At 65.2% G+C, this 25,100-nt stretch carries 22 protein-coding genes and 1 tRNA gene; 14 read left to right on the forward strand and 9 right to left on the reverse strand.

Annotated features, from left to right (window positions below):
• The first annotated feature begins 17 nt into the window (after window positions 1-17).
• From serS to ACQPZ2_RS00550, 3 genes are all read left to right on the forward strand, one after another.
• Window positions 18-1,280, forward strand: a complete 1,263-nt coding sequence (serS, locus tag ACQPZ2_RS00540) for a serine--tRNA ligase (RefSeq protein WP_433523793.1) — start codon at window positions 18-20, stop codon at window positions 1,278-1,280.
• 114 nt (window positions 1,281-1,394) lie between these two features.
• On the forward strand, window positions 1,395-3,257 hold the full coding sequence (locus ACQPZ2_RS00545) for a putative bifunctional diguanylate cyclase/phosphodiesterase (protein ID WP_433523794.1): 1,863 nt from the start codon (window positions 1,395-1,397) through the stop codon (window positions 3,255-3,257).
• Between the two features lie 111 nt (window positions 3,258-3,368).
• Window positions 3,369-4,832: an MFS transporter gene (locus ACQPZ2_RS00550; protein ID WP_433523795.1), complete on the forward strand. Its 1,464-nt coding sequence runs from the start codon at window positions 3,369-3,371 to the stop codon at window positions 4,830-4,832.
• A 48-nt stretch (window positions 4,833-4,880) separates the two neighbouring features.
• Here the strand turns inward: ACQPZ2_RS00550 and ACQPZ2_RS00555 are convergent, their stop codons facing one another.
• Window positions 4,881-5,525 carry a TetR/AcrR family transcriptional regulator gene (locus ACQPZ2_RS00555; protein WP_433523796.1) on the reverse strand — a complete coding sequence of 215 codons (645 nt, stop codon included), beginning with the start codon at window positions 5,523-5,525 and terminating at the stop codon, window positions 4,881-4,883.
• A gap of 109 nt (window positions 5,526-5,634) precedes the next feature.
• Here ACQPZ2_RS00555 and ACQPZ2_RS00560 point away from each other — a divergent pair, with 109 nt between their 5' ends.
• Both ACQPZ2_RS00560 and ACQPZ2_RS00565 read left to right on the forward strand, forming a co-directional pair.
• Window positions 5,635-6,888: an oxygenase MpaB family protein gene (locus tag ACQPZ2_RS00560; protein ID WP_433523797.1), complete on the forward strand. Its 1,254-nt coding sequence runs from the start codon at window positions 5,635-5,637 to the stop codon at window positions 6,886-6,888.
• 793 nt (window positions 6,889-7,681) lie between these two features.
• A complete protein-coding gene (locus ACQPZ2_RS00565) occupies window positions 7,682-8,638 on the forward strand; it encodes a DMT family transporter (protein ID WP_433523798.1) in 957 nt (318 codons plus the stop codon).
• A 582-nt stretch (window positions 8,639-9,220) separates the two neighbouring features.
• On the opposite strand, the gene ACQPZ2_RS00570 is transcribed toward ACQPZ2_RS00565, so the two are convergent.
• From ACQPZ2_RS00570 to ACQPZ2_RS00580, 3 genes are all read right to left on the reverse strand, one after another.
• A complete protein-coding gene (locus ACQPZ2_RS00570; RefSeq protein ID WP_433523799.1) occupies window positions 9,221-9,553 on the reverse strand; it encodes a hypothetical protein in 333 nt (110 codons plus the stop codon).
• Between the two features lie 180 nt (window positions 9,554-9,733).
• The gene (locus ACQPZ2_RS00575; RefSeq protein WP_433527703.1) at window positions 9,734-11,272 is read right to left on the reverse strand and encodes a Rieske 2Fe-2S domain-containing protein; all 1,539 of its coding nucleotides are present in this window, start codon (window positions 11,270-11,272) and stop codon (window positions 9,734-9,736) included.
• A gap of 42 nt (window positions 11,273-11,314) precedes the next feature.
• Window positions 11,315-12,232: a hypothetical protein gene (locus tag ACQPZ2_RS00580; protein WP_433523800.1), complete on the reverse strand. Its 918-nt coding sequence runs from the start codon at window positions 12,230-12,232 to the stop codon at window positions 11,315-11,317.
• Between the two features lie 100 nt (window positions 12,233-12,332).
• On the opposite strand from ACQPZ2_RS00580, the gene ACQPZ2_RS00585 reads away from it, so the two are divergent.
• Window positions 12,333-13,085, forward strand: coding sequence for a lysophospholipid acyltransferase family protein (locus tag ACQPZ2_RS00585; protein ID WP_433523801.1), 753 nt, complete (start codon window positions 12,333-12,335; stop codon window positions 13,083-13,085).
• Window positions 13,086-13,093: 8 nt separating this feature from the next.
• Window positions 13,094-13,930, forward strand: coding sequence for a lysophospholipid acyltransferase family protein (locus tag ACQPZ2_RS00590; RefSeq protein ID WP_433523802.1), 837 nt, complete (start codon window positions 13,094-13,096; stop codon window positions 13,928-13,930).
• On the opposite strand, the gene ACQPZ2_RS00595 is transcribed toward ACQPZ2_RS00590, so the two are convergent.
• Complete coding sequence (locus tag ACQPZ2_RS00595) at window positions 13,851-14,624, reverse strand: helix-turn-helix domain-containing protein (RefSeq protein ID WP_433527704.1); 774 nt, start codon at window positions 14,622-14,624, stop codon at window positions 13,851-13,853. The genes ACQPZ2_RS00590 and ACQPZ2_RS00595 overlap by 80 nt on opposite strands.
• Window positions 14,625-14,726: 102 nt before the next feature.
• Between ACQPZ2_RS00595 and ACQPZ2_RS00600 the strand changes: the two genes are divergently transcribed.
• From ACQPZ2_RS00600 to ACQPZ2_RS00620, 5 genes are all read left to right on the forward strand, one after another.
• Window positions 14,727-15,593: an NAD(P)H-binding protein gene (locus ACQPZ2_RS00600; RefSeq protein ID WP_433523803.1), complete on the forward strand. Its 867-nt coding sequence runs from the start codon at window positions 14,727-14,729 to the stop codon at window positions 15,591-15,593.
• Window positions 15,594-15,692: 99 nt separating this feature from the next.
• Window positions 15,693-15,768: transfer RNA gene (locus tag ACQPZ2_RS00605), tRNA-Gly, on the forward strand.
• Window positions 15,769-15,893: 125 nt separating this feature from the next.
• Window positions 15,894-17,144: a tyrosine-type recombinase/integrase gene (locus tag ACQPZ2_RS00610; RefSeq protein WP_433523804.1), complete on the forward strand. Its 1,251-nt coding sequence runs from the start codon at window positions 15,894-15,896 to the stop codon at window positions 17,142-17,144.
• 67 nt (window positions 17,145-17,211) lie between these two features.
• Window positions 17,212-18,234, forward strand: a complete 1,023-nt coding sequence (locus ACQPZ2_RS00615) for a hypothetical protein (protein ID WP_433523805.1) — start codon at window positions 17,212-17,214, stop codon at window positions 18,232-18,234.
• Between the two features lie 352 nt (window positions 18,235-18,586).
• Window positions 18,587-19,102, forward strand: coding sequence for a hypothetical protein (locus tag ACQPZ2_RS00620; RefSeq protein WP_433523806.1), 516 nt, complete (start codon window positions 18,587-18,589; stop codon window positions 19,100-19,102).
• A gap of 39 nt (window positions 19,103-19,141) precedes the next feature.
• Here the strand turns inward: ACQPZ2_RS00620 and ACQPZ2_RS00625 are convergent, their stop codons facing one another.
• The 4 genes from ACQPZ2_RS00625 to ACQPZ2_RS00640 form a co-directional block, all read right to left on the reverse strand.
• A complete protein-coding gene (locus ACQPZ2_RS00625; RefSeq protein WP_433523807.1) occupies window positions 19,142-19,492 on the reverse strand; it encodes a hypothetical protein in 351 nt (116 codons plus the stop codon).
• 1,516 nt (window positions 19,493-21,008) lie between these two features.
• Window positions 21,009-21,386, reverse strand: a complete 378-nt coding sequence (locus tag ACQPZ2_RS00630; RefSeq protein ID WP_433523808.1) for a hypothetical protein — start codon at window positions 21,384-21,386, stop codon at window positions 21,009-21,011.
• Window positions 21,387-21,850: 464 nt separating this feature from the next.
• Window positions 21,851-22,702: a hypothetical protein gene (locus ACQPZ2_RS00635; protein ID WP_433523809.1), complete on the reverse strand. Its 852-nt coding sequence runs from the start codon at window positions 22,700-22,702 to the stop codon at window positions 21,851-21,853.
• A complete protein-coding gene (locus tag ACQPZ2_RS00640) occupies window positions 22,699-23,664 on the reverse strand; it encodes a recombinase family protein (protein ID WP_433527705.1) in 966 nt (321 codons plus the stop codon). The genes ACQPZ2_RS00635 and ACQPZ2_RS00640 overlap by 4 nt, the downstream gene beginning before the upstream one ends.
• Window positions 23,665-23,874: 210 nt before the next feature.
• Between ACQPZ2_RS00640 and ACQPZ2_RS00645 the strand changes: the two genes are divergently transcribed.
• Entirely contained in the window at window positions 23,875-24,543 is a 669-nt protein-coding gene (locus ACQPZ2_RS00645; protein ID WP_433523810.1) for a hypothetical protein, read from the forward strand.
• A 185-nt stretch (window positions 24,544-24,728) separates the two neighbouring features.
• Entirely contained in the window at window positions 24,729-25,034 is a 306-nt protein-coding gene (locus tag ACQPZ2_RS00650) for a restriction endonuclease (RefSeq protein WP_433523811.1), read from the forward strand.
• The last annotated feature ends 66 nt before the right edge of the window (window positions 25,035-25,100 follow it).

The raw sequence follows: 25,100 nt of genomic DNA on the forward strand, positions 1-25,100 counted from the left end.
CATTAGGCTGGTCACCCATGATCGACCTCCGATTCCTGCGGGACAACCCCGACGCGGTCCGTGCCTCGCAGCGCGCCCGCGGCGAAGACCCCGCCCTCGTCGACGCCCTGCTCGAGGCGGACGTGGCGCGCCGTGCGGCGGTGGCCAACGCCGATAACCTGCGCGCCGAGCACAAGGCGATGGGCAAGCTGATCGGCAAGGCGAAGCCGGAGGAACGGTCCGTCCTGCTGGAACAGGCGCAGGAGATGTCGGCGAAGGTCAAGGAGGCCGAGGCCGCGCAGCACGCCGCCGACGCCGATATGGACACCGCGCACCGTGCCATCTCGAACGTGGTCCAGGAAGGCGCCCCCGCGGGCGGCGAGGACGATTACATCGTGCTCGAGACCATCGGCACGCCAACGGAATTCGACTTCGAGCCCAAGGACCATGTGGAGCTCGGCGAATCGCTCGGTCTGTTCGATATGGAACGCGGCGCGAAGGTTTCGGGCGCGCGCTTCTACTTCATGACCGGTTACGGTGCGCTGCTGCAGCTGGGTCTGTTGCAACTCGCCGCGCAGAAGGCGGTGGCCAACGGATTCACCATGATGATTCCGCCGGTGCTGGTGCGCCCGGAGATCATGGCCGGTACCGGATTCCTCGGCCAGCACAGCGCCGAGGTCTACCACCTCGAGGAGGACGAGCTGTACCTGGTCGGCACCTCGGAGGTGCCGCTGGCGGGCTACCACTCGGACGAGATCCTGGACCTGAGCGCCGGCCCGAAGCGCTATGCGGGCTGGTCGTCGTGTTTCCGGCGCGAGGCGGGCAGCTACGGCAAGGACACCCGCGGCATCATCCGGGTGCACCAATTCGACAAGATCGAAATGTTCGTGTTCACCACGCCCGAGGAGGCCGCCGCCGAGCACAAACGTCTGCTCGCCTGGGAGCAGGACATGCTCGCGGCCGTCGAGGTGCCTTATCGAATTATCGATGTCGCTGCGGGTGATCTGGGCAGTTCGGCCGCGCGCAAATTCGACTGCGAGGCTTGGGTGCCCACCCAGCAGACCTACCGCGAGCTCACCTCGACCTCGAACTGCACCACCTTCCAGGCTCGCCGCCTCGCCGTGCGCTATCGCGACGAGAACGGAAAGCCGCAGATCGCAGCCACTTTGAACGGGACGTTGGCGACCACCCGCTGGATTGTGGCGATCCTGGAGAACAATCAGCAGGCCGACGGTTCTGTCCGGGTGCCCGCCGCGCTGGTACCGTTCGTCGGTACCGAGGTGCTGACACCACCGCGATAAACATCTCGAATTAGCCCGTCCCACATTGCCTACAGGTAAATAGCTAGGGGTTCGCCATGCCGGATTCACAGGATGTGGCAACTGTCGGTAATTTCTATGTCTAGGCTATTCCCCGTGCGAGGAATCGGGTCTCGCGGCGATACCCGAACCCGGGTGCGGGCCGCGTCTGCGTTGGCGACGGCAATGGTCATGTCCCGGACCACCGGCGCCTTCTACGTCATGGGGGGCGCGCTCGGCCTGCTGATCACGGGAATCGCCCCGGGCAGCGAAGGCAATCGAGCACTGGTGGGTACCGCCGCCGCGGTGGCGCTGCTGCTCGGACTCAGCCTGCTCGGCTGGGGTCCGCGGTTGCCGCATGGGATTCACCACGGTTATGTCGCGATTGCGACGGTATTGGTGACAATCGCGGTGTACGCGTTCCCGAATACCGTCGGCGCGATCAGTCTCGCCTCCTTCTATGTATTCGTGGCCTGTGATGCCGCATTGTTCTTCGCTTGGCCGCAGGCATTCGCGCACATAGCGTTCGCTATGGCCATGTGCCTGTGGGTGATGCCGACGCGGCCGGTCCATCCCACATTGCCGTGGTGGTCCGGGTTGATTCCGGCCGGTGTGACGTTCGGAGTCGGCGTGGTGGTCGGCATCCTGACCCGAATGGCGTCCGAGGCCGATATCGATGTGCTCACCGGACTGCTCAACCGGCGCGGTTTCGACCGGGCGCTGAACGGCGCGATCGAAACCGCCACCCGCACCGGTCAAGGGTTGGCGCTGGTGCTGGTCGACCTCGACCGCTTCCAGAAGATCAACGACCACCTCGGCCATCGCGCGGGCGATGCGGTGCTGCAGCGGGTCGCCGATACCTGGTCGAAATTGCTCGCGCCCGATCAGCGACTGGCTCGCTACGGTGGTGACGCCTTCGCGTTGCTGTTGCCGAATACCACCGAGCAGGCCGCGATTCTGCTGACCGAGCAGTTGCGGGCATCGGTGACCACCGGATGTTCGGCCGGTGTCACCTCCTGGCAGCCGGGTGAGTCGGGTTCACTGCTGGTGAGTCGGGCCGATGTCGGTCTGTACCGGGCCAAGCAGGCGGGGCGCAACCGGACGGTGCTGGAGTCGTCGCGGCAGTTGCCGCTGGCGGTCGAGTTGCGCGAGGCGATCGACCGTGGCGCGCTCGATGTGCACTATCAGCCGATTGTCAGCCTGACCGAGGGCGGCGGTAAGGCGGTCGGTGTCGAGGCGCTGCTGCGCTGGTCGTCGAGTGCGCAGCCGGATGTCACCACCGAGGGACTGATCCGGGTTGCCGAGGAATACGACCTCATCTCCGATCTGGACGAGCTGGTGTTGCGTCGGGCCTGCGCGGACGCGGCTCGCCTGCAGGAGACCTTCGCGCAACTGGATCTGACGCTGAACGTCAATGTCAGCGGCCTGGAGCTGGCCGAGACCGGTTATGCGGACCGCGTCGCCAATATCCTGGCGAGCACCGGCTGGCCCGCCGACCAATTGGTGCTCGAGGTGACCGAGAGCGAGCTGGCGGCCGAATCCCAAACGGCCATCGGCAACCTGCACATCCTGCGCGAGCGTGGCGTCCGCATCGCGATCGACGACTTCGGCACCGGCTACTCCTCGCTGAGCCGCCTGGCCACCCTGCCAAGCGACATCCTCAAGGTCGACCAGTCCTTCGTCGCCGCGATCCGCTCGGACTCGCCCGCGCCGCCACTGCTCGGCGTGATCGCCGCACTGAGCAGTGCGCTGGACCTGCAGGTGATCGCGGAGGGCGTGGAGACCGAATACCAGGCCGCGGTGCTGACCGAACTCGGTTTCGCGCTGGCCCAGGGCTATCACTACAGCGATTCGCATCCGGTCTCGGAACTGATCACCGATCTGAACGAGCATCAGGGGCGGGTCGGCCCCGGGCTCAATGATCGGGAACTCGGCGATGGGGACCTGCATACCGCCAACGGGTGGTTGCCGCTCGGCTGAGTGCGTCCGGAAAATCGCTTGACGTGCTCGGGGGCGGGTCGTCAGGCTGACGGTATGCGTTTGCTTATCTACGGCTATTGATTCGATAGGTCGCGGACCGGCGGGATCGATGTGCGCGCGCTTACGGTGCGGGCGGTGCTCTTCAAGGGCATCGGTGATCTCATTCCGCTATATGCGCTGTACGCGGTGCTGTTCGCGGATCATGGTTTGAGTACCGGGCAGATCTCTTCGCTGCTGGCGATGTGGTCGGTGACCGCCTTCCTGCTCGAGGTGCCATCGGGTGCCTGGGCCGATACGGTGTCGCGGCGTGGGCTGCTCGTAACGAGCGGTGTGCTGCTGACCGCCGGTTTCGCGTGCTGGACTGTGCTGCCGACATATCTGGGTTTCGCGGTCGGCTTCGTGCTGTGGGGTACCTCGGGCGCGCTGGTGTCGGGGACGTTCGAGGCATTGCTCTATGACGAACTCGTCGCCCGGAACGAGCAGCGGGCGTATCCGCGCATCATCGGTTATGCCAGGGCGGCATCGGAAGCCGCGATCGTGATCGCGATCCTCGCCGCAACGCCGTTGTATATCTGGGGCGGCTATCCGTTGCTCGGCTGGTGCAGTGTCGCGTTCGCGGCGGTGCACACTCTGGTCGGGCTGTCGTTGCCGAGCGCGCCGAAAGCTGTGTCTGCCGCGGCGGTCGAGGATCTGGATGATTCGGCTGGCTCGTCCGAGATCGTGGTTGCCCCAACTCGCGAGGTCGGGGTGCAGGAGTCGAGCGCGTCCCGGGTGGTCGCCGCGGCTGGGCAGTTGGATCGTGACAGTGCACAGGGTCCGGCGCGGAGTGGGAGCGTGGCGGCGGACGGAACCCTTCGGCGACGACCCGCGCTGACAGCCGATTCCGGATCACCAGGTGTTCATATCGCTGCGTCGATCTCGACGGAATCACGGCCGTTCGCGACGTATCTGAATATGCTGCGAACCGGTGTGGGGGAGGCGATTCGGGTGCGTGCCGTGCGTAATGGCGTGGCATTGGGGGCGCTGCTGTTCGGGGTCACGGCCTTCGATGAGTACTTCGCCTTGCTCGCCCAGGAGGTCGGGGTGGAGACGGCGGTGGTGCCGGTGCTGGTCGGTATCACGGTTGTCGGTTCGCTGGTTGGTTCGGTGATGGCGGGGCGCACCGAGGGCATGTCGGCGCGCGCCATGGCGATCGCGGTGGCGCTGGGTGGTGTGCTGTTCGTCGGCGGCGCAGTGGTCGCCGGTCTCGCCGTCCGCTGGCCGGGCGCGGTGTATGTGCTTGCGGGCGTGGGTTTTACGGCGATCGGCGTGTCCTACGGCATCGTCTACAACGCCAGTGTCGTGGCGGGGGCTCGATTGCAGGATGCGATCGAAGGCCCGGCACGTGCGACGGTCACTTCTGTGTCCGGACTCGCCTCGGAGGTTGTCGCGCTGGCGGTATTCGGTTTCGCCGCGGTCGCGACGCTGTGGCTGTCGATGTCGATGTCGACAACGGTCGCGCTGCTCGGTGCATCCATGCTCGTGATAGCCCTGCTGATTCCTTCCTCGCTACCGCGTCGGAAGTCCGATTCGTAGGTATCTTCGCGTAACACCGCTGCCGATGGCGGCACCATCATCCGTCCGTCAGCTGAGCGTTGATTCGATGAGATGGGTCGCGGTCAGCAGAAACTGATCGGTGGAGCGGTCGATCAGCGTGTCGCGGGATATCACGAGGGTGTCCGCCAGCCAGCTGTTGGTGGTCTCCCATAGCCCGCCGAGCAGATGGGTGGCGGCGAATTCGGCTTGGTCACCGGCACTTTCGACGATGTCGGCACCGATCTCCTCGGCGCAGACCGCCATCATGATGCCCGCGAACGAGCGCATCACCTCGGCCCGGCGCCTGAGCAGCGCCGGATTCAGTTGCGCTTCGACGGTGGCGATGCGGGCCTTGCGTGGATCGTCGGCGATCAGGTCGACGGCCGCGGCGATGGCTGCTCGGGTCTTTGCGCGGATGTCGGCATCGGTCCCCATGAATGCGGTGACCACGGCCTGGCCGATCTCGTCGACGATGCGCTCGAACAACTCGCTGAACACGGTGTCGAGGTCGGTGAAGCTCTCGTAGTAATAGCGCTCGGAGAGTTTGGCCTGGGTGCACAGCCCGGAGACGGTGAGCTTGGCGAATCCCGAGGTCCCGATGATTTCCTGCGCGGCGTCCAGCAGTGCGGCGCGGCGGCGGGCGCGGCGCTGTTCGATCGGTATGCCGCCGTAGGACCGCGAGGTAGTAGCCATTGCGCTCCATTCTGGCATGGATCCTTGCCAGATATTCGAATTTGTGAGACGGTCTTGTCAGAATGTGCTCGGCCCGGGCGCGAACCTCTCTTGCGATGGGTGAAATGCAATGACGCATGACAACCAGCTCCTGCCTACTCCGCCGCTGTTCACGGAGTTCCCGTTCCGGTACGCGGTGCCGGTGCTGGCGCCCGGCGATCTGCGCTGCACCGCGGCGCAGCGGGATTCGTTCCGCCGGTTCACACAGGTCGGGGATCCGCTCGCGGACGATGTGGTCGCGATGTTCAAGCGGCTGCCGGTGGGCGAGGGTCGGCGGATGTTCGAGATGGCCGTGGAGCGCGGTATCGATGCGGTGCCGAATGCGCCCGCCGAGTTGACGGCATTCTTCGGTCGGGTCGAGACGGACCCGTACTGGCTGGACCGTACCAAGATCGACCGCGGTGCCCGGGTCGTGGAACGCACCAGCGTCTGGGGTGGCATCGCGATGGGCATGTTCGCGCTGATGGGCGGCTATCTGGCCTCCCGCGCGGACAAGACCCTCGTCGGCACCGGCGACCTCGACGCCATGGCACCGCGCCGCCTGGCCGAAACCACTCAGTGGTGGCTCGACGTCACGACTCCCGGTGGGCTGCAACGCAATCAGGTCGGCTACAAGAGTGTGCTGCGGGTGCGGCTGATGCACGCGCTGGTTCGGGCGGGTATGAATCGACGTTCCGATTGGGATTACGAAGCCTGGGACCATCCGGTGAACCAGGTGCTCACCGTCGGCACGCTCGGGCTGTTCTCGATGGCGAATCTGGTCGGCGCACAGGCGCTCGGCCTGCGTTTCTCGGCGCAGGAGAAGGATGCCGTATTCCAGCTCTGGCGCTACGTCGGCTTCCTGCTCGGCATAGACGCCGAAATCCTGCCGACGAATGAAACCGATACCTGGCGCGCATTCTGGATCCTCGCCGATACCGAATTCATCCCGGACGAGGACTCCCGCCGCTTGGCCCAGGCCCTGGTCCCGGCCGCGGGTGGTCTGTTCATCGGCACCGACACCGCAGCTCAGCGCGTTATCCGCCGGGTGATCACCAGTTACATGGTCGCCTACAGCCGAATCGTCCTCGGCCCGACCAACTCCGATTTCCTCGGCCTCGAGAACAGCAAATTCTTCCAGAGCGCCGTCATGGCCACCGCCGTAGTCAACGGTGCATTGGAAGTGCCTCGCCAACTCATCCCCGGCGCCACCCGCTTCCAAGAGCGACTCGGTGCCCGCATCCGCGCCCGCCTGGTCTGCGGCTCCATCGCCCGCAACGGTGGCGACCGCACCTACGCCCGTCACGACACGTACGCCGCCCGCACCACCCTGCGCGCCGGGTAACCGATGGCCTATGGGCCGAGTGGTCGGCTTGCGGCTCGCTCTGACCGATGCCACCGCGAGCTCTCGCGATGGCGTTCGGCGGATGGCTGCGGACAGTGCGTCGCCACGAGCCGCCCTGAAAGTGGTGGCGCTGCCAGCCCGCTCGAAGCACTACGCACGCAGCGATGCAGCCGAATGACGGTGTCGCATATCGTGTGATCGCCTCGCATAGGTTGCGCGGTAGTTGTCAACCTGCCTGGGACAGGCGTGTGTTGATTCCTGTTGGGTTTGGTGGTGGGTGTGGTCGGCGCTGGAACCGTCCAGGGTGGGCGGTCCCGGTCCAGGGTTGTTTGCCGCTGCCGGTGGACTTCGGTGGCGGTGTTGTGGTGGACCGTGGCTGGGGTGTGGCGGGCCAGGCGGCTGTGGCGGTGCTCGGTGGCGTAGCGATGCAGGAAGCCGCAGGGCCGGTGGGCCGCGGCCCGGGCTGTTGCCGCGATGGGCGTGCACGAACGTCGTTTGCTGGTCGGTCGGTGCGTTCCGGATCGTGCAGGCTCGCGGGCGTGATCCGCGTCCGAGCGCTTTTATTGCTGCTCGGCTGGTTGGGGGCGGGGCCGTCGGTGCTCGACTCGGCTGATGGTGCAGGCGCTGGACGCATCGGACGAACATCCCCTGGCCGACTTGCATCGAGGGGGACCGGCCATTCCGGGGCGAATTCGGGGCTGCGATCTCCAGCGAAGGAGTGTCTGATCCTCCTGGTGTGCGGTGCGCTGTGGCGCGGCCCGGGGTGTGCGGGCGGTGGCGGTACGGTGCGGGGATGGTGGCGCGGGCGAAGGTGGGGTTGGCCTTCGGGTTCTGCATCGGGGTCGGGGTGGCGGTGCAGGGCCGGATCAATGGGGCATTGGGGGTGCGGTTGCAGGATGGAATCGCGGCTGCCTGTATCAGCTTCGGCCTCGGTCTGGTGGTGTTGCTGATCGCGTTCGCGGTCAGTCGGCGGTTGCGGGACGGGCTGGTGCGGGTGCGGCGGGCGGTGGCCGGTGGTGAGTTGCGGCCGGTGCAGTTGTTCGGTGGGCTCTGTGGTGCGTTCTTCGTTGCGTGCCAAGGACTTACCGTTGCGGCGATCGGCGTCACGGCCTTCACCGTCGCCACGGTCGGCGGTCAACTGCTGAGCAGTCTGGCGGTGGACCGGCTCGGGTTGGCGCCGAACGGACGCACCCCGGTCACGGTTTCGCGCCTCGGCGGCGCGGCGCTGGCCATGGTCGCGGTGGTCCTCGCCGCGGCGGGAGGGTCCGGTGCGCCGGTCGGTTCCGCGGCGGTGCCCGAATGGTTGCGCACCGGGCCCACCGCTGCGCTGATCCTCTTGCCCGCGCTCGCCGGAATCGGACTGGCTTGGCAGCAGGCGGTCAACGGTCGCGTCGGCGCGGTCGGCGGCCCGTTCTCCGCCACCCTGGTGAACTTCGGCGTCGGCACGGCAGCCTTGTTCGCCATCGAGGCCTGCATCTTGTTCGGCACCGGCTGGCCGACCGAATTCCCCAGTGAGCCATGGCTCTATCTAGGCGGACTCATCGGTGTCGCCTTCATCGCCCTTGCCGCCGTCACCGTGCGCTGGATCGGTGTTCTGCTGCTCGGCCTGACCTCGGTAGCAGGCCAACTCCTGGCCTCGATCGCCCTGGACCTCCTCACCCCGACCGGCGCTCGACTGTCACCAACCGCCGTAATCGGCTGCGCCCTGACCTTCGTCGCTGTCGTCGTCGCCACTCGTTCGCGAACCTGACCCCGGCATCCGCGCTCCGAGTTCCGGCAGGCAGTCCCTGCCTGCAGTTCCGGTGATCGAGGTGTCGATGTCTAGGCAAAACGCTTGCGAGGCCGATCCCAGTGGCTCGCCCTGCAATTTCGACAGGCTCAGTTGCCGACGCGTAATGCCAAAGCTCGCGGGACAGGCTCAGTCGACGCACCGATGTGGGCGCATGACCGAGCGCGCGAGCCGGTCTCAGCATCCGCGCTCCGGCACCAAGGGGGTTGTCTCATGTTGTGGGTCATCGATGCGCCGAAAGGTCGGCCGTCGTCAGGGCTCGCGGGTCGTCCCGAGTGTCTCGCGCTACTCGTTCCAGGCCCGGGGCAGCAATGCGTCGGTACGCGAGCCATGGCCATGTGCTCGAGAGGACGATCCCGGCATCGTGAGGCCGTCTTGTCTTCGGCTGGTCTCCCGGCACCGGGTCGGTTCGGTTGTCGCACCTGTGGGTTCGCGGCGGGGCCCAGCTCGAGGGCATGCGCCCGAACAGGGGTCACCCAGGCGACGGCAACCGCAATGGCTGACATCGCCGGGAGATATCTCGCGGCGCTCGGATTCGTTCGGTTAGCTACTGCCGAACCAGCCTGGGGGGAAGAACCAACCCGGAGGGAAGAGCCACTGGTTGCCCCAGCCGCACCCCTGGTTGCCCCAGCCGTTCCATGGGTTCCCGTGGAACTTCCACGGGTTGCCGTGGCCGTGCCAGGGCTTGCCGGTGTCGAAGCCGTCGAAGTCGAAGTCGAAGTCGCAATCAGTCTGTACTACACCGGGTCCAGGTGTCGGCATTGCCATGGCGGGAGCCGCCGCTGCCGTCATCGGAACCGTCATCGCCGCTCCAATTAGTGCGACCTTTGCGATTAGTCGGCACGTGCCGTTGCCGCGCGCCTTGTTGGTGATCATGGTGCCTGCTTCCGGTGAGCCGTCGCGCGGACCTGACTCACCGACCGTTGAGATCGTTGCTATTCCCCGACGCTTCTGATTCTAGGAGCGCACAGTAGTCGCCACCACCACGTGAGCGGCTGGATTGCCTCGAATTTCAGCACCGACTGGCAGTCGGCAGAAGGCCCTGAGGCTCAGGATTCAGACGAGCTTGCGCGAGCGCAGCTCATGCCCCTTGGAGGTTTTGCACCGGCCCGATTCCAGGTCCCACTGCCACCCGTGCAAATTGCAGGTGAGGTTATTTCCTTCGACCACGCCGAATTTGGACAGATCCGCCTTCAGGTGTGGGCAGCGGCGCTGGACTTCCCAGCCGGCCAATTCCGTCGAGGCGGAATCGTCGTGTGCCTCGGCGAACCAGCCGTCCGCGTAGGCGATCCGCTCATCGGTGAGGCATTTGAAGAAGGTGTACAGGAATTCGTTGTAGCCGCCGATGCGCCAGGCCTGGAATCGGGTGGACAGGAAAATGGTGTTCACCCAGTCCGGTTCCTCCTCGCGCAGCACGGTGCGCACCAGTTCCGGCGGGATCCGGAAGCCGTACCGGTACTTGCCTTCGCCCTCGACCGGCCCGCGCACCACACGCTTGGGGAAGTCCAGCACCACGGTTTCGTCACCGATGACCAGCCCGACCGGATAGCCGATCCCGTCGCAGATCAGATCGCTCTGCTTCATGATCGGCTCGAACAGTGCCTGCAGCGGTTCCAGCAGCCGCTCGTCACCCGTTGCCCACGCAGCCTTTTCGGCCGCCAGCACGGGCGCGAAACGCTGTGCCATCAGCTCGATGTATTCGGCCTTGTTGTCATAGATCAGGCCCGGCTCGAACGGATGGGTCAGCGCGAGTTCCGCACCGCGCACGTCGGCGACCGAACCCGGAATCATCAGGATTCCGCCCTCGTTGCCGTGGATCTTCATCTGTTCCAGGAACACCATCTGGTCCGGGAAGATATTGCCCTCGTCGCCGCGATCGTCATTGAGGTAGCGCAACTCGTCGTCGAGGAATACCGGCGGCCCCGCCGACGGCACCACCCAGGTGGCGCCGACCTGCTCGATATAGCTGCGCGCCCGGTCCATTCCGCGCTGACGCTTCTGCTTACCGAAATTCGACTTGGTCCGCGAGGGAATGTCGTAGACCATCGGATACCAGATCGCGCCGGAGTACTGCAGCAGGTGGATATCGATATGCCCGAATGCGTCGTGCAGCACATCCATATCCACCGGACGGGCATCGTTCATGTTGAAACAGGTGGTCTCGCCGTCGGAGACGACCAGCCCGGAGTCGCCGATCGGCCCGTCGGCTGGTGCGCGCAGCGCGATGATCATGATGTCGATCTCGCCGCCCGGTCCGGCCACCCGGTGTTTCACCGAATCCTCGGTCTCCAAGAACTTGTGGAAGCCGAGCTTCTCCAGTTCCCGCTTCAGATCCGGCACCGGGTAGTCCGGCAGCAGCACGGTCGCGTCCTTGTTGACGTGCTTCGCCAGGTGCGCCGCGTCGAAGTGGTCGCGGTGCAGATGCGAGACGTACAGGAAATCGCAATTGCCCAGCTCGTCCCAGTCCAGCTGGGTGTTGTCCGGAAACGGGAACCACGAACCGAAGTACGCGGGATTGACCCAGGGATCGCAAAGGATCGACCCGGCCGCGGTGCCGATATGGAATCCGGCGTGTCCGACGCTGGTGATCTGCACGAGCTGTTCCTCCTGACCGTTACCAGCCATCAAGGGTAGTGGTTAAGCAGAAACGTCGCCGATGCAGTAGCCCTCGTTGCCCGCGGTCAAGGTGAAGGTTCGGGTCTGCGTCACACCCGAGGAGTTCGTGACCGGAACCTCGACGGTGACGTAGCCCGTGCGCAGCCGCTCCGAACCGATTTCCTGATCGGCGAATTTCGTGATTCCGGTGAGCTTGCCCGGGTTGTTGGCCAGTGGCGGAGCTGTCGGACTGCCGGTTCCGCTGGGGTCCCAGTTCGCCGGGTTCGCCTTGCAGACCAGCGGGTATGTGCCCTCTTTATCCGAGGGATCCAGCGGGGTTCCGACGAAGCGTGCCAGGTAGCGGCGAACGGTATGCCTGGCATCGGCCTCGTTGGGTCCGGCCTCGGCACCATCCTGTGCCACCCACGGGCAGACGATCTGGGACGAATCCTTTGTGGCCGCCATCACTTCGCTTCGATCGAAGGTGACGGTCGTTCCTGCGTTCTGCCAAGTGACGGTGTTCTGTGCGGTGGTCGCGGGCTGTGCGAGGGCCTTGAAGATCGCCTTCTGCTCGGTGGCCATATCGGCCACATTGCCCGGAGCCAGCATCCAGCACTTGGACCGCAATTCGGCGGGTGTCGAACCAGCCAAGACGGCCCCGAAGCGCGCCGCGACATCCGTCGCGCCGGGCAGGCCGGGGACCGCGCCGACCGGCACCGCGAACGCCTGCGCCACGACCATAGGAGTTGTGGTCGGAATCGCGGCGGCTTGCGTGGTGGCGGTCGGCGCCGACGTTTGCTCCGGCTCGTCACCGGGAATGCCGGATACGGAATCACAGCCGGTGAGCAGTACGGCACCGGTCAGCGCCAGACCACCCACGATGGCCACCAGCCCTCTCCGGTCGCGTTCGCGCGGGTCCTTCCAGTCGCGTTCACGCGGTATCGGGCGGGCGCGTTCCACTTCGAGGGTCCTCTTTCATAGACGTTGAGCGACGGGTCAGACGCGCGCGGTCGCGGCGGCTCTGCCGGATGGGACAGTCAGCGACTACGCTAGCGGAATTGTGGAACCCGTCTACCGGACGATAATCGGGCTTGCCCGTACCGTCTTCTTTGTCGAAGGTTTGAAGTTCAGCGTCAAGGGCGCTGAACATATTCCGGCGCGCGGTGGTGCCGTCCTCGCGGTGAACCACACCGGCTACATGGACTTCACCTACGCGGGTCTGCCGGTACGCACCCCCAAGCGGTACATCCGCTTCATGGCCAAGAAGGAGGTGTTCGACAACAACATCTCCGGTCCGATCATGCGGGCGCTCAAGCACATTCCGGTCGATCGGTCCGCGGGGGCCGACTCGTACCAGGCGGCACTCGAATACCTCCGCAAGGGCGAGTTGGTCGGCGTCTATCCGGAGGCGACCATCAGTCGCAGCTTCGAGATCAAGGCCTTCAAATCCGGCGCCGCGCGCATGGCGATCGAGTCGGACGTGCCGATCATCCCGATCGTCATCTGGGGCGCCCAGCGCGTGTGGACCAAGGGCTTCCCGAAGCGTCTGGGTCGCACCAATACTCCGATCTCCATTGCCGTCGGGGCACCGATCCAGCCCCATGAGCCCGCCGCCGAACTCACCGCCCAACTCCGCAGCACGATGCAGGCCATGCTGCTGGACCTACAGAAGGACTACGCGCACGAACCCGGTGCGTACTGGGTACCGGCACGTTTGGGCGGCAGTGCGCCTACCCTCGAAGAAGCTGATGCCATGGATGCCGCCGAGGCCCAGGAGAAGGCGGCGCGCCGGGCAGCCGAGGATTCGTTGTAGGGGAAACTATGTCGCGGGAACCGGTCTATGACATTCTCACCGGTTTGGTTCGCACGATGTTCGCGGTGCAGGGTCTGCGCATCGACATCATCGGCCAGGACCGGATCCCGCGTACCGGCGGCGCCGTACTCACCGTGAATCACACCGCCTACCTGGACTTCATGGAGGTCGGGCTGGTCGGGCGCAAATCGCGGCGCAATGTCCGCTTCATGATGAAGGCCGAGCTCGAGCACGGCATCGTCGGCTTTCTCATGAAGCACTGCAAGGCAATCGGCGTCGATCGCGCGGCCGGGGCGGCGTCGTTCCGGCGCGCTCTCGAGGCGTTGCGCGAGGGCGAACTGGTCGTGGTCTATCCGGAAGCGACCATCAGCCGCAGTTTCGAACTGAAGGAATTCAAATCCGGTGCGGCCCGCATGGCGATCGACGCGGACGTGCCGGTCATTCCGATCGTCATCTGGGGCGCGCACCGGATCTGGACCAAGGGTTTCCCGAAAAAACTCGGCCGCCATCGTTTCCCGATCAATATCCGCATCGGCGATCCGATCTCGCCTGCCGAATCGACCGACGACCTGACCGCTGAAATACGTACGCGGATGGGCGAATTGCTCGAACAGGCGCAAACGGGCTATCCGATGCCCGAGGGTGCGCCCTGGGTTCCGGCCCGGCTCGGCGGCCGTGCGCCCACTCTCGCCGAGGCCGCGGTGCTCGAGCGGGAAGAGATGGCCCGACGTCGCGCTGCGGCACAGCGAAAACTCGCTGAGTTCGTCAGGCAGACCGGCACGGGGTCGGTGCGGGCACCTGCCCCTGGAAGAACTTGGCCGGTGGCACACCCATCAGCGCTTTGAAGTCCGCCGACATGTGGGATTGGTCGTAGTAGCCGTGGACGGCTGCGACGTCGGCCAACGAAACCTCCGTGTCGCTCGCATCGACGAGGATCTGGCGGACGCGGCCGATCCTGGCGAAATGCTTTGGCGAGATACCGATTCCGTTGGTGAACAGGTTGCGTAGTTGACGTTCGCTGACGGCGAGGCCGGTGGCGAGGTCGTGGACCGATGGCGTTGCGGATATAGCGGCTACCGCATCGCGGAGAAGTTCGCGGTGCGTGCGTTGAGTCGGGTCGTCGGAGATGCGTTGCGGGAGAACCGCTTCCAGAAATGGCAGGACCTCTTCCGTTGGCAGCGCGGCGAGTTCGTTCGCCAATTCGGCGGCGACGCCGGGGACGTCGGCGAGGCGGACGACACGATCGGCGAGCTCGTCGGCCGGGATGCCGAGTAGTTGGCGGGTGGCGCCGGGGGCTAGGCGCAGGCGGGCGCAGCCAGCGGGTTTATCCGCTTTGGAGTACGAGGCGCGGGTCTGCGGACCGAGGACCAATGCGTCGGGGCGGTCGGCCGCACGCAGCACGATCGTCGTCCCGGCATGCGGCACATGTGTGAACGGCAGGGACGCGTCGGTGGCGGTGGGGAACCGTCCCAGCTCGGTGATCCACGGACGCAGCGATTCCGGCGCGGGCACCGTGGCTTCGATCAGGTCCAGCTGCATGGTCACCCGACCCACTGTAAGCAGCTCACAGCCGGATACAGCGCTCGAAGACGTGCCGAAATTTCCTATCGAACCCGATGGCCTCGGCGGCAGGCTCTCCACATGATCGTCATCACCGGTGCCACGGGCACTATCGGCAGTGAAATCGTCCGTCAGCTGGCCGCCCGCGGGGTGCGGGTCCGCGCGGTGACGCGGAATCCGGAGCGGGTGCCCGCCGGGGTCGAGGTGGTTCGGGGCGATTACCACGACCCCGACTCGATGGCCGCCGCGATGACCGGCGCGGATGCGGCCTTCCTCGTCGGTGTCCTCGGCCCCGACGACGCCGAAACCGATCGCCAGCTGGTCCGCACGGCTCGCGACGCGGGCGTCCGCCGGATCGCCAAACTTTCCGCCATCGGCACCGGCGATCCGGAACTCGGCCGCGTCGGCACCTGGCATATGCCTGGCGAGCAAGCGGCCCGCGAAAGCGGTCTCGAATGGACGATCCTGCGTCCGACCAGCTTCGCCTCCAACACGTTCAGCTGGGCCGATCCCATCCGATCCGGCCATCCCGTGCCGAATCTCACCGGTACCGGCCGCCAGGGCGTCGTCGATCCACGTGACGTCGCCGCAGTCGCCGCCGAGGCTTTGCTGACGCCCGGCCACTCCGGACGCATCTACACCCTCACCGGTCCCGCGCTGCTCACCTGCGCCGACCAGGTCGCCACACTGGCGACAATCCTCGGTCAGCCGCTCGATGTGGTCGACGTGCCGGAAGACGTTGCGCGCGAACACATGATCTCGTCAGGCATGTCCCCGGAATTCGCCGACGGAGCACTGGCCGGCCAGGCCTATGTCCGCGCGGGCGGCAACGCGACGCTCACCGACGACGTCCATCAAGTTCTGGGCCGCGCACCCCGCAGCTACGCAGAATGGGCTGCCGACCACGCCTCCTTCTTTACAGCTCGCGCCGAGCACCGCGTCCCCTGATGCGCCACGTCGAATGTCCGATTTTCATTTGGACGCAATGACGGACTACAGTTTTGGACGCACGCCGTTGCGGCCCTCCCGGACCTCGACGAAGCGCATGCGGATGTAGCGCAGCTGGTAGCGCATCACCTTGCCAAGGTGAGGGTCGCGGGTTCGAATCCCGTCATCCGCTCCACGAAAACACCAGGTCAGTAGCGTGAGCTACCCTGGTGTAGACGTGTATGTCACCACCTGTGTCACCACGTCACCACTTGCGGTCACAACTGGCTTCTCAGGGCACCCACCGGCTCTGGAGGCTTCATGCTCACACCCCGCCCGCGACCCCGTAGCAACAGCTCGATCGCCTGGCAGGTTCCGTTCCATTACTACGACGAGACCGGGCGTCGACGCTCGACCTCGGAGACCTTCGACGATTTCGAGGCCGCGGCGCGCTGGTGTGAGCTGGCCGAGGTGGTCGGTGTCGCCGAGGCGCGCCGGATCCGCGAGATCCAGCTCGGCACTGCGGTCGGCTCCATGACGCTGGTGGGGTGGTTGCGTAAGTACACCGCGCGCCTGACCGGTATCGAGGAACGCACCCGCGCCGGCTACCTCCGCTATATCGACGTCGATATCGAACCGTTCATGGGGTCCTCGCTGCCGATCACGGCGTTCAATCAGGATCTGGACGCGGCGTGGATCGTGCACCTGGAGCAGGACAAGGGCAACGGCGCGAAAACCATTCACAACAAACACGGATTCCTCTCCGCCGGGCTGAACGCCGCTGTGGCCGAACGCCCGTCACCGTTGATCCCCTACAACCCGTGCCTGGGTATCCGGCTGCCGCGCCATGACGCGCCGGAGCTCGACATCTTCGACAACGACGAGTGGGAGCTCTTCGAGCAGTTGATGCCGCCGCGGTGGCGTCCGCACGCCGAGTTCAACCTGGTCTCGATGGCGCGGCCCAGCGAGGTCACCGCCATCCAGATCCGCGACATCGACAAGCGGACCGGCGATGTGCGCATCAACAAGGCGTGGAAGTACCTCCGCGGTGAGATGAAGCTGGGAAAGCCGAAGTCCTCGCGCGGCATTCGCACCGTCACGGTTCCGCTGGAAACCCTCGAGCGCTTCGACCTCGACCGGCCGGGGGAGGAGTTGCTGGTCCACACCAGCAACGACACCCCGATCAGCGCGGGCTACTTCTACGCCAAAGCGTGGGTGCCCGCCATACGCCGCCTGCGCGCCCTCGCCGACGGCAACCTCGAACCGTTCGGCCCCAACGCCCAATGGAAGGGCGCGGAGCCGGAGTATCTGCTGGAGCGTTTCGCCGATGCCGTCGCCTCGATGCGCTGCAAGCGGCTGACCCCGTACACGCTGCGCCACACCGGCATCTCCTGGAAGCTCCAGGACGGCGTGCCCCTGTTCGTCGTGTCCCGCGACGCCGGGCACAAGTCGGTCAACACCACCGATGCCCGCTACGGCCACAACGACCGCCGCGCCAGCGCCGCAGCCGCCCAAGTCATCGCCAACCGGCTGCCCCGTGCCCGCGCCGCGATGCTGCACATCGTTGCCTGAACCAGCTACTCCACCTGCCCACCAGGATTCATTTCATGACCGCAGTGTGGGAATGAAATGAAGTGGAATGAAACGGAATTCCATGATGCTGAAAGCCGTCAACCCACGCACCATCACCACCGACACCCCGCCGCGATGCCAGTTCCCCGTGGACAACGGGGGCACATGCGACACAGCCGTCCCGACCAGCGGCAGACCGGGCGCACCGCGCAAATACTGCGACAACCCCGACCACACCGCCCAGAAAGCACTGCGCCACAAGCGCAAAGCCGACGACAAGACCGTCAAACGCATGGAGCAGCGCCCGTTGCGGCCGGTCACCGACGGCATGAACGCCCTCGCCGACCTTGTCGACCGCATCGAACTGACACGCGCGGAACTGGCAGCCATGCTCGTCGACGCCGGTGAATTGATCGCCGAGGTCACCGACCCTGCGGTTATCGACGGTGAGATCGCCGAGATTCGACGGGACGCGACTGTCCGCATCGCCGCCGCCGAACAGGCTCGCGCCGATGCGGAGAAAGCGGCCACGATCATGGCGCGCCGGCTCGAACGTGCGGTCGAGCTCGAGGAGCTGGCCCTAGCCGCCGCTGACGAAGCCGCCGAGGAAGCACAGCAGGCCAAAGACCTTGCAGCACAAGCTGCTACCGACGCACAAGAGCGCATCGCCGAAGTTGAAGCTGATCGCGACCGGGTGTACGAGGAGGCCGAAGCGGTCTTGAAGGAAATGCGCGGACACCTCGACGCAGCCCGCGCGGCGCAGGCTCGCGCAGAGGGCGAACGAGATACCGAAGTCGTCTACGCGGCGACTGCGGCTGAGGAGAACGCGACGCTGCGACATCGGCTCGAGTACCAGGCTGCTGAACACCGACTTCAGCTCGAGCAGCGTGATGTGGAGTACTCCCGGGCGATCACGGCCGCCCACGCAATGGCCGACCGCGCCGCGCGCGAACATCGCGAACAAGTCAGCGAGATCCTACGGACATACCGCGGGCAGATCGGTTCGATGCCCACCGATCGCCAGGCCGAACAAGGCCCGGCCGATGCCGATCTGGTTGGCCCACAACAGCAGCCGTCTGACAAGGACTGAAGATGGACCGGGCCGCCGCTGCGTCTTCCCGGCCGTGAACTACGACGCCACGGCATGGTTGCATGCGCGCGGTTTCCTCCGTGGGCCATCCATCCTTGCAAGGTTCTGACCGCCGATAACAACGGAATCGGTTGTCGAACAGGTAATTGTGCTACCGGAAGCCGTGCGGTGCTGTCCTGGCTCAGTCGACCTGATGCCGGTTCACTGAATCTGATGCGATGGACGCTGAATCTGATGCCGACTCAGTACATCTGATGCCGGTATGCCGTATCTGCACATTTTCGTCACCTTTGTGCGCAGCTCCCATGGCACCCTCATATCGAAACATCGGCAACACACAGAACGAGGCGCGATGACGGCACTCCGGATACATCTCGCGCCTACGGCCTGCGTGCTCGTCGGCCTCGCCTGGATCGGGAGCAACCCGAACGGCGGCGGAAGCTCCTTATTCCTCGGACTCATTGCGCTGCTCGCCATGCTGGCAATCGCGTGGGTGATTCTGGTGATCGTCAGCCTCTGGCGCCCGGCGGGTTCGCGGCTCTGGGTGATTGCTGCTCCGCTCCTGGTAGCGGCGGTGATCGGACCGCAATTCGTCGTCAGTCCGCTGGAGGCGCGATGGCACTTTGCTCAGCCGTCGTTCGATCGCGCGCTCGCGGAACTCCGGGCCGACTCCGACAGCGGAGACGACTACCGATCGGCTGCCCGAGACGAACGGACCATCGGCAGCTATCAGGTCACCAAGACCTGGAAGACCGGCACCAACACCTACTTCGCCGTCGAGGGAGCGGGTTTCGCCGGGGGTTCGGGCGGATTCGTCCACCGCCCGCGTGGCGCTGCTGTCGAAGACGGATGCTGTGGGCGTGCCTGACGGCAGAGATACTCCGGTTACTCGAACGGTAGACAGTCTTCAGGCTGGCGGACCACCCGCCCAAACGCAGGCAAGGACGATCGGACCCCAGGGCGTTTCCAACGGATGTGTGGTTGTTCGCTCCAGCACGTCGCCGACACGCTGGGCGACGACAGCGAGCGCCACGTCCGAGGTAGGCGAGTCCAGCCGGTATGTGGTGATTCGAGCGACGTTCAGGCTGGCATCGAAATAGCCGAGTCTGGCATGGAGATAGCCCGACTCGAGGGATTGAACGAGCTGCTCGATCTGGCCAGGTTCGGGTTCGGCTCGCTCGTACAGGATCAGCATTCGCTCGATGCTCGGTGCCGCGGCAGAATCGCGTTGTGCGGTCTTCTTCTTGAACCAACCCACGCCTTGGCTCCATCCTGGTCGCTCTCCGGACGAGAGTATCCGTTTCCGATTGGCGCCGGTGGCTTATCGAATCGAAATGACGGCATCCTGATCACCGAACTGCTCGGTCGGCACCTGGGCAGCACGATCCGCCGACGTGCTCACACGCCGGGGCTTCCAGCAGCGCCACCGCCTCCGCCCCGCCGAGGTTGTGCGCCAGACCGATTCGAGCAGATGCGCGGTCGAAATGCGGGCGTTCGGAAAACGATCGATTCTCAACATCCGCAGGCATTTTCAGCGGTGATATTCCGCGATTCAGCGCCGGGCGGGGGGTGGTTTCGATCAGAATCGAGCGATGCTCGGGTGGGTGAGCGCCGTTGGCGCCCAAGCAGGTACGAAGACGACCGCGTTGCGCGCGCTGGCGAACAAGGCGCTGGGAATCCTGAAGCTGGCCCCAGCCCCAAAGTAGGGGGTCCCGTAGAACTCGCCGAATTTTGGGCGGATATGGGCGCGACTCGGACTGCCACCTGTCAGCCCAGGGCATCAGCACTGGCCGGCCAGTCGCAGGAACCCCTGGTAGGGCACTATTCTGATGCATTTCGAGTGCCCGGCGGATACCTGTTGGGGAAGACGTTAATGGCACCTCCTCAGCAACCTCGATGAGCCGAAATAGGCCTCCTGATCAGCAAATCCGGTGTTTTTTCGGCGGATGCTACGGCGACCCCTAGACGTAACCGAGCCCGATACCGCAGGACAGAAGTGAGGCGGGGCCCGCCGACGCCTCGGCGATGGCGGCGTCGTCGTCGAGTTGCCCTTGGACGGGGTGAGCCGTTCATGCACGGGCAGTTTCGAGAGCTGGGCCAAGCGGTGATCAGAGCACCTGCGAGCTGGCGCCGAGTGAGTAGGTGCACGGCCCGGTCGAGACCGCGCTGCACCCCGGCGATCGCCTCGTCTGCGGTCGGCGAGGATTATTCGAGAGGGCCATCGTTGATTATGCACCGATCCCATCCGCGTTGGAGTCTGCAGGACTTAAGGCCGTTGCCGGCCTCATCCAAGAGCCAGACATCGACCCAGCCGGCTCCACCCGGCACGTCTGCCGTGAGCGGGATCTCCCGATAAACGGGCCCCGTGCACGCGAGGCTCGTACTGTGGGGAGGGCCCAAGGGCGTCCCGTCGCTACCGCTTGGGGTAGCCCATCCCCGGCGGCAACCGGTGCTCAGTCCTCTGAGGTTCCCGGCGATGAGGACCGACCGGTTGGAGAATTCGATCGTGCCGCGGTAGTAGGTCGCATAGAAGGTGAGGTCGAACGTGGCCCGATCGTCGGCAGCCGCGTTGGGCGCGCCAGCCAGAGTCAAACCCGCGACAGCTGCGAGCGTAGCTACGACCGCAGCCGCTCTCTTTGATGTCCGTAGAACACGTGGATGCAAGGCAAACCCTTTCAAAACCGTTGTTGAGAAACATTTTTAACCCTGCAGCATAAATCGACATGTGGCACCTAGCCGGAGCTTCAGGATTCATTGGAGGGTATTCACGCTGGTCAGGACAACGTGGGATCGCAGATAAACTCGGTTTGTGCCAGAGCAGGCAGAAAGTCTTCTCGCCGGTCTCGAAGTAATTGGTGTTGTACGAGCCTCGATCGACACCACCCGGAAAAGTAGCCCTCCGGGCTGCGGTCGGAGGGGCACTCGGCGCTCTTGCCGTTGCCGAGGACCGCCGAAACCTGGTAGTACCCTTCGGGGTTCCCGCAGGACACCGTCTTGCTCAGGTTCGTGCCTCCACCGATAGCCTGGTGCTTTCCACCGAAGCAGTCGCCGACCTTGGCAGTACCGGGATCGTAGGGGCTGTTGAAATGGTCGACGACGCTACTGCACGCGGACGCGGCGGTGAGAGTGTGCCCCGCGGCCGCGATCACCACAACCGATCTCCTGGAGCGGGAGTTTCGCTCGGACACCGTCATTCTCCTTTGCTCAACGTAACACTGATACAAATACCAACCGTTCGATCGAGCAAAGAGTTGGGCTGCAAGCCGATAATTATCGGACAGCAGAAGCCCGCCGATATCGAACCGCAGGATTGGCCACCCATTGTGGCGGCGGCCTCGTAGTCACCTAGCAGCGGTGTTGAGAATCAATTTTCGACACGCTCGGCTGTGGGCGGTGTGGCAGGACGTCTCGAGCGATGGTCGGGTGGTAAGCCCGGTTCTTTGAGGTCGCGACCTGTTTCCCGCGCCGGAGTCGGCGCCGCCCGCCTTCTGAAGACGCTGAGGGACCAAGCCCCGATGAGTGCCGTCAGCAGAGAATACAGATGCTGGTAGACGACTTCTCGGAGCACTTCGCCACTCGGCACGAAGGACCCTGTGAGGAGGGGTAGCCAGAACACCTACAGGAGTCGGGCCGCGAGGAGGCCAGAGAAGATCATCAGCGACACGGCCATCTGTCGATACTCTCGAATGGATTCTGTTGAGGGCTCTGCTCCTAGCCGGAGCCCTCGATCGATGTCGGCGATGTTCGCCCTGACTATCGAAGAGTCTGTGGCGATGTCTTGCCGGACTGTGTCGTGGGTGTCTGCGGTACCAGCCTCGAGATCGGCGATCCGACCCTCCTGCTGATCACGCTCGAACTCGGTCCTGAGCAGCTTCTTCTCGAAGTGTGCGAGCTCTTGCTTCCAGTTGTTGAGGTCGTTCCGCACGCCGCCCAGTTCGTCGGTGGCAGCGTCGAGCTGGGCACGCAAGTCCGTCACTTCGGTCTCCAGAGTCCGCGCCCGCTCAATCTGCGCCTGACGGTCGGCCCGCAGCTCGCGGATCTTGTCACGCACCCGCGCCAGCTCGTTTTCCTTGTCCTGCAGCTGGTCCCGCAGTACGGCGATGGTCTGCTCTTGTTCATGGAGCTGTTCGTGGCCGGGTGCGCGCCGGCCAGACTTCACCGCTTCCTCGACTGCCTGTTTCCTGACCGTCTCGCGGTGGGTCCACGCGGCCTGATACAGCGTGTTCAGCTCCCGGTCGACCGGTGCGCGGTCCTTGCCGGTGCGTTGCACATACAGCTCGACGAAGGCATCGACGCGCTGAATACACGGTGGTGTCATCAGGTCCCGGGGCGACATCTGCGCCGAGATCAGCCTGTTGTCGGCTTCCCATTCGCCAGTGGCCTCGTTCAGCTTGCTCGCCGACTGGCAGCTGGCCGTCGAAACCTTCGGTCTGGTGCTCGGCACGCTGAGCGGCACACGGCGGATCACCCGCCGGAAATAACCAGAGAATCTCCCTGGTGGCTCCCGCCCACCAGCGGCGCCAGGGAGATCTCGGTCAGCGCACGACTGAAGCAGCCAGCAGACCACCGTCGAAAAGGCCCGCCTGGCGCGTGCGTAGAGGCACTGTCATCCGGGCAACGGGCGGAATCGTCAACTGACCTACTGGCCACCGATCGCAGCGCCACGAGAGTAAGCGTTGAGAACCGATCGTTTTCTGAACACAAGCACGGAATCGCTGACCCGATCCGGGCGTCATTGCCGCAGGCCGCGTCGTTTCGTGGCATCGAGCACCGCGCGCGCGTCACGGCGGCGCGCCGGACTGCTATGGAACACCGCGACCATTCCAGCGCATAGGGGGTGACCGTAAGAAACGTGTCACCAGGTACATGAGCGCTACGCGCGTAGTGCGGCTCCGCTGATGATGCGGTGGATGGTGGAGCGGCCGACGCTGTATTCCTGGGCGAGGTCGGCAAGGCTCGCGTCGCGTGGGGGTCGTGGTAGCGGCGGTGAATCGTCTTCCATGCGGCGAGAGGCAGTTTCGGCTGCTTGCCCTTGAGGCGGCCTTTCGCGCGGGCCTTGGCCATGCCCTCGCGGGTGCGCAGGTGGTTCAGGTTGGCCTCGAATTCGGCGACCATGGCGAGGGTTTGCAGGCACGGTTTGCCGAACGGGTCGGCCCAGTCGTAGATCTGGCTGCCGAGCCCGAACAGGACATCGCGCTGGCGCAGACTGGTCAGGATCTCGCCGGCCTCGGCCATATTGCGCGCGAACCGGTCGAATTTCGTTGTGGTCAGCACAACTTGCCGGTCCGTGACCGCTGCGGCGGCGGAGGTGACCGCGGTGAGCGCGTTGTCCAGGCCGGTGCGGTTGCAGCGGGTGGTGCCGGAGAATCCCTTGTCGATGAAGATCCGCTCGCGTGGTACGGCGAGGGCGAGCAGCTGGTCGGTTTGGATCTCGACGTCTTGTTATGCCGAACATCGTTGGATTTTCGGCGAGTCACCCCGACTGGTGTCACGCCGCGGACCCGGAGTCGAAAGTTCCTTGCTTGGGGTAAGGGACTCCGGCATGTCGGAGAGCCCGCGGCAGTAGTGTTGGAGGCTCTTCGGGGAAGCGCGGGATCGAACTTGCTGCAGGCGCGTCATCGGAAGCTGGTTGGAGGGGCGATGGTTGGTCGGGTGCTGGTGTTCCTGGTCGGAGGCGGGCTGGCGGTGTTCGCGCTGGTGCATGCCGTGGATCCGTTTCATCAGACGCGGGAGTATCGGCATCAGGTGGCGTGTGAGAAGCGCGTAGGGAGCTGCTTCGACGAAGAGGTCGTCACCGTAACCGAGAGGCGTACGTACACAACGACTTCCACCCAGCACAACAGCGATGGGACCACCAGCACGAGCACGACGAATCACCTCGAGATCAGTTGGGTGCGCGACGGGGAGAAGCACTCGCACGACGTGAACGGCGAGCTTTTCGGGAAGGCCCGGGAAGGTGGGCAGGCGACGCTGCGGGTGTGGGAGGGGCAGGTCGTCGGAATCGTCATCGACGGGCAGTCTGATTCGTACAACCCGCGTCAGACCGGGCGGCTGGGGTGGTGGCTGTGGCTGGCGTTCGTGGGGGTTGGGGTGGCGCTGGCAGGGGGGTTCGAGACGGTGGGGGTGTTCATGGGGGCTTTCCGGCTGGCCGCGTGGTCTTTCGCCGGAGCCGTGCCGCTCGGAGTGTTCGTGCCGACCCTGCTTGCCAACGGGGCGGAGCCGAATTTCGAGTTCTTCGTTCTGGCGGGGGTCACCGTCCTGTTCACCGGGGCCGGGATTGCGATGCTGGTCACCTCGCTTCGCGACTGATTTCGCCGGTAGGGGTTCCCGGCAGCGGACTCGTAGCGGCCCCTACTCCGGGGTCCGGACTGGTGAGGTCCCCAGAGCTTCAGGTGGGTCGCTAGGTGGCGTGTTCTGGGGTCGTTAAATGGGTCGATCAAAACGACCCACCCCAAACCCCTCTCGACCGGGTTTCGGGAGCGTTCATGTACCTGGTGACACGTTCCTTACGGTCACCCCATCTGGGCGCCGACGTGATCGCGCGGGCACCGGATAGCCACCGAATCGTGCTGCAGGCCAAGCGGTACCGCAACGGCCGCAGCGTGGGCAGCCAAGATGTTCAGCGCTTCGGCGGAACCGCGCACACCATCCACGGCGCCGACGTCGCGGCCGTGGTGACCACCGCGCACACCTTCACCTCGCAAGCACGCGCGTACGCGGCCAAGGCCGGGATCCTGCTCATACCAGCAAAAGCACTCGCAGCGTGGGAATCACAGACCGGGCCGACCCCCTGGAACTGAGCCCGAGAATCCGGCGGACCGTCAGCGACGATCCGCACCCCTTGCGAGCAGGGCGGCGCGCTCGTC

The sequence above is a fragment of the Nocardia pseudovaccinii genome (genome assembly GCF_050942345.1).
Taxonomy (GTDB): domain Bacteria; phylum Actinomycetota; class Actinomycetes; order Mycobacteriales; family Mycobacteriaceae; genus Nocardia; species Nocardia pseudovaccinii.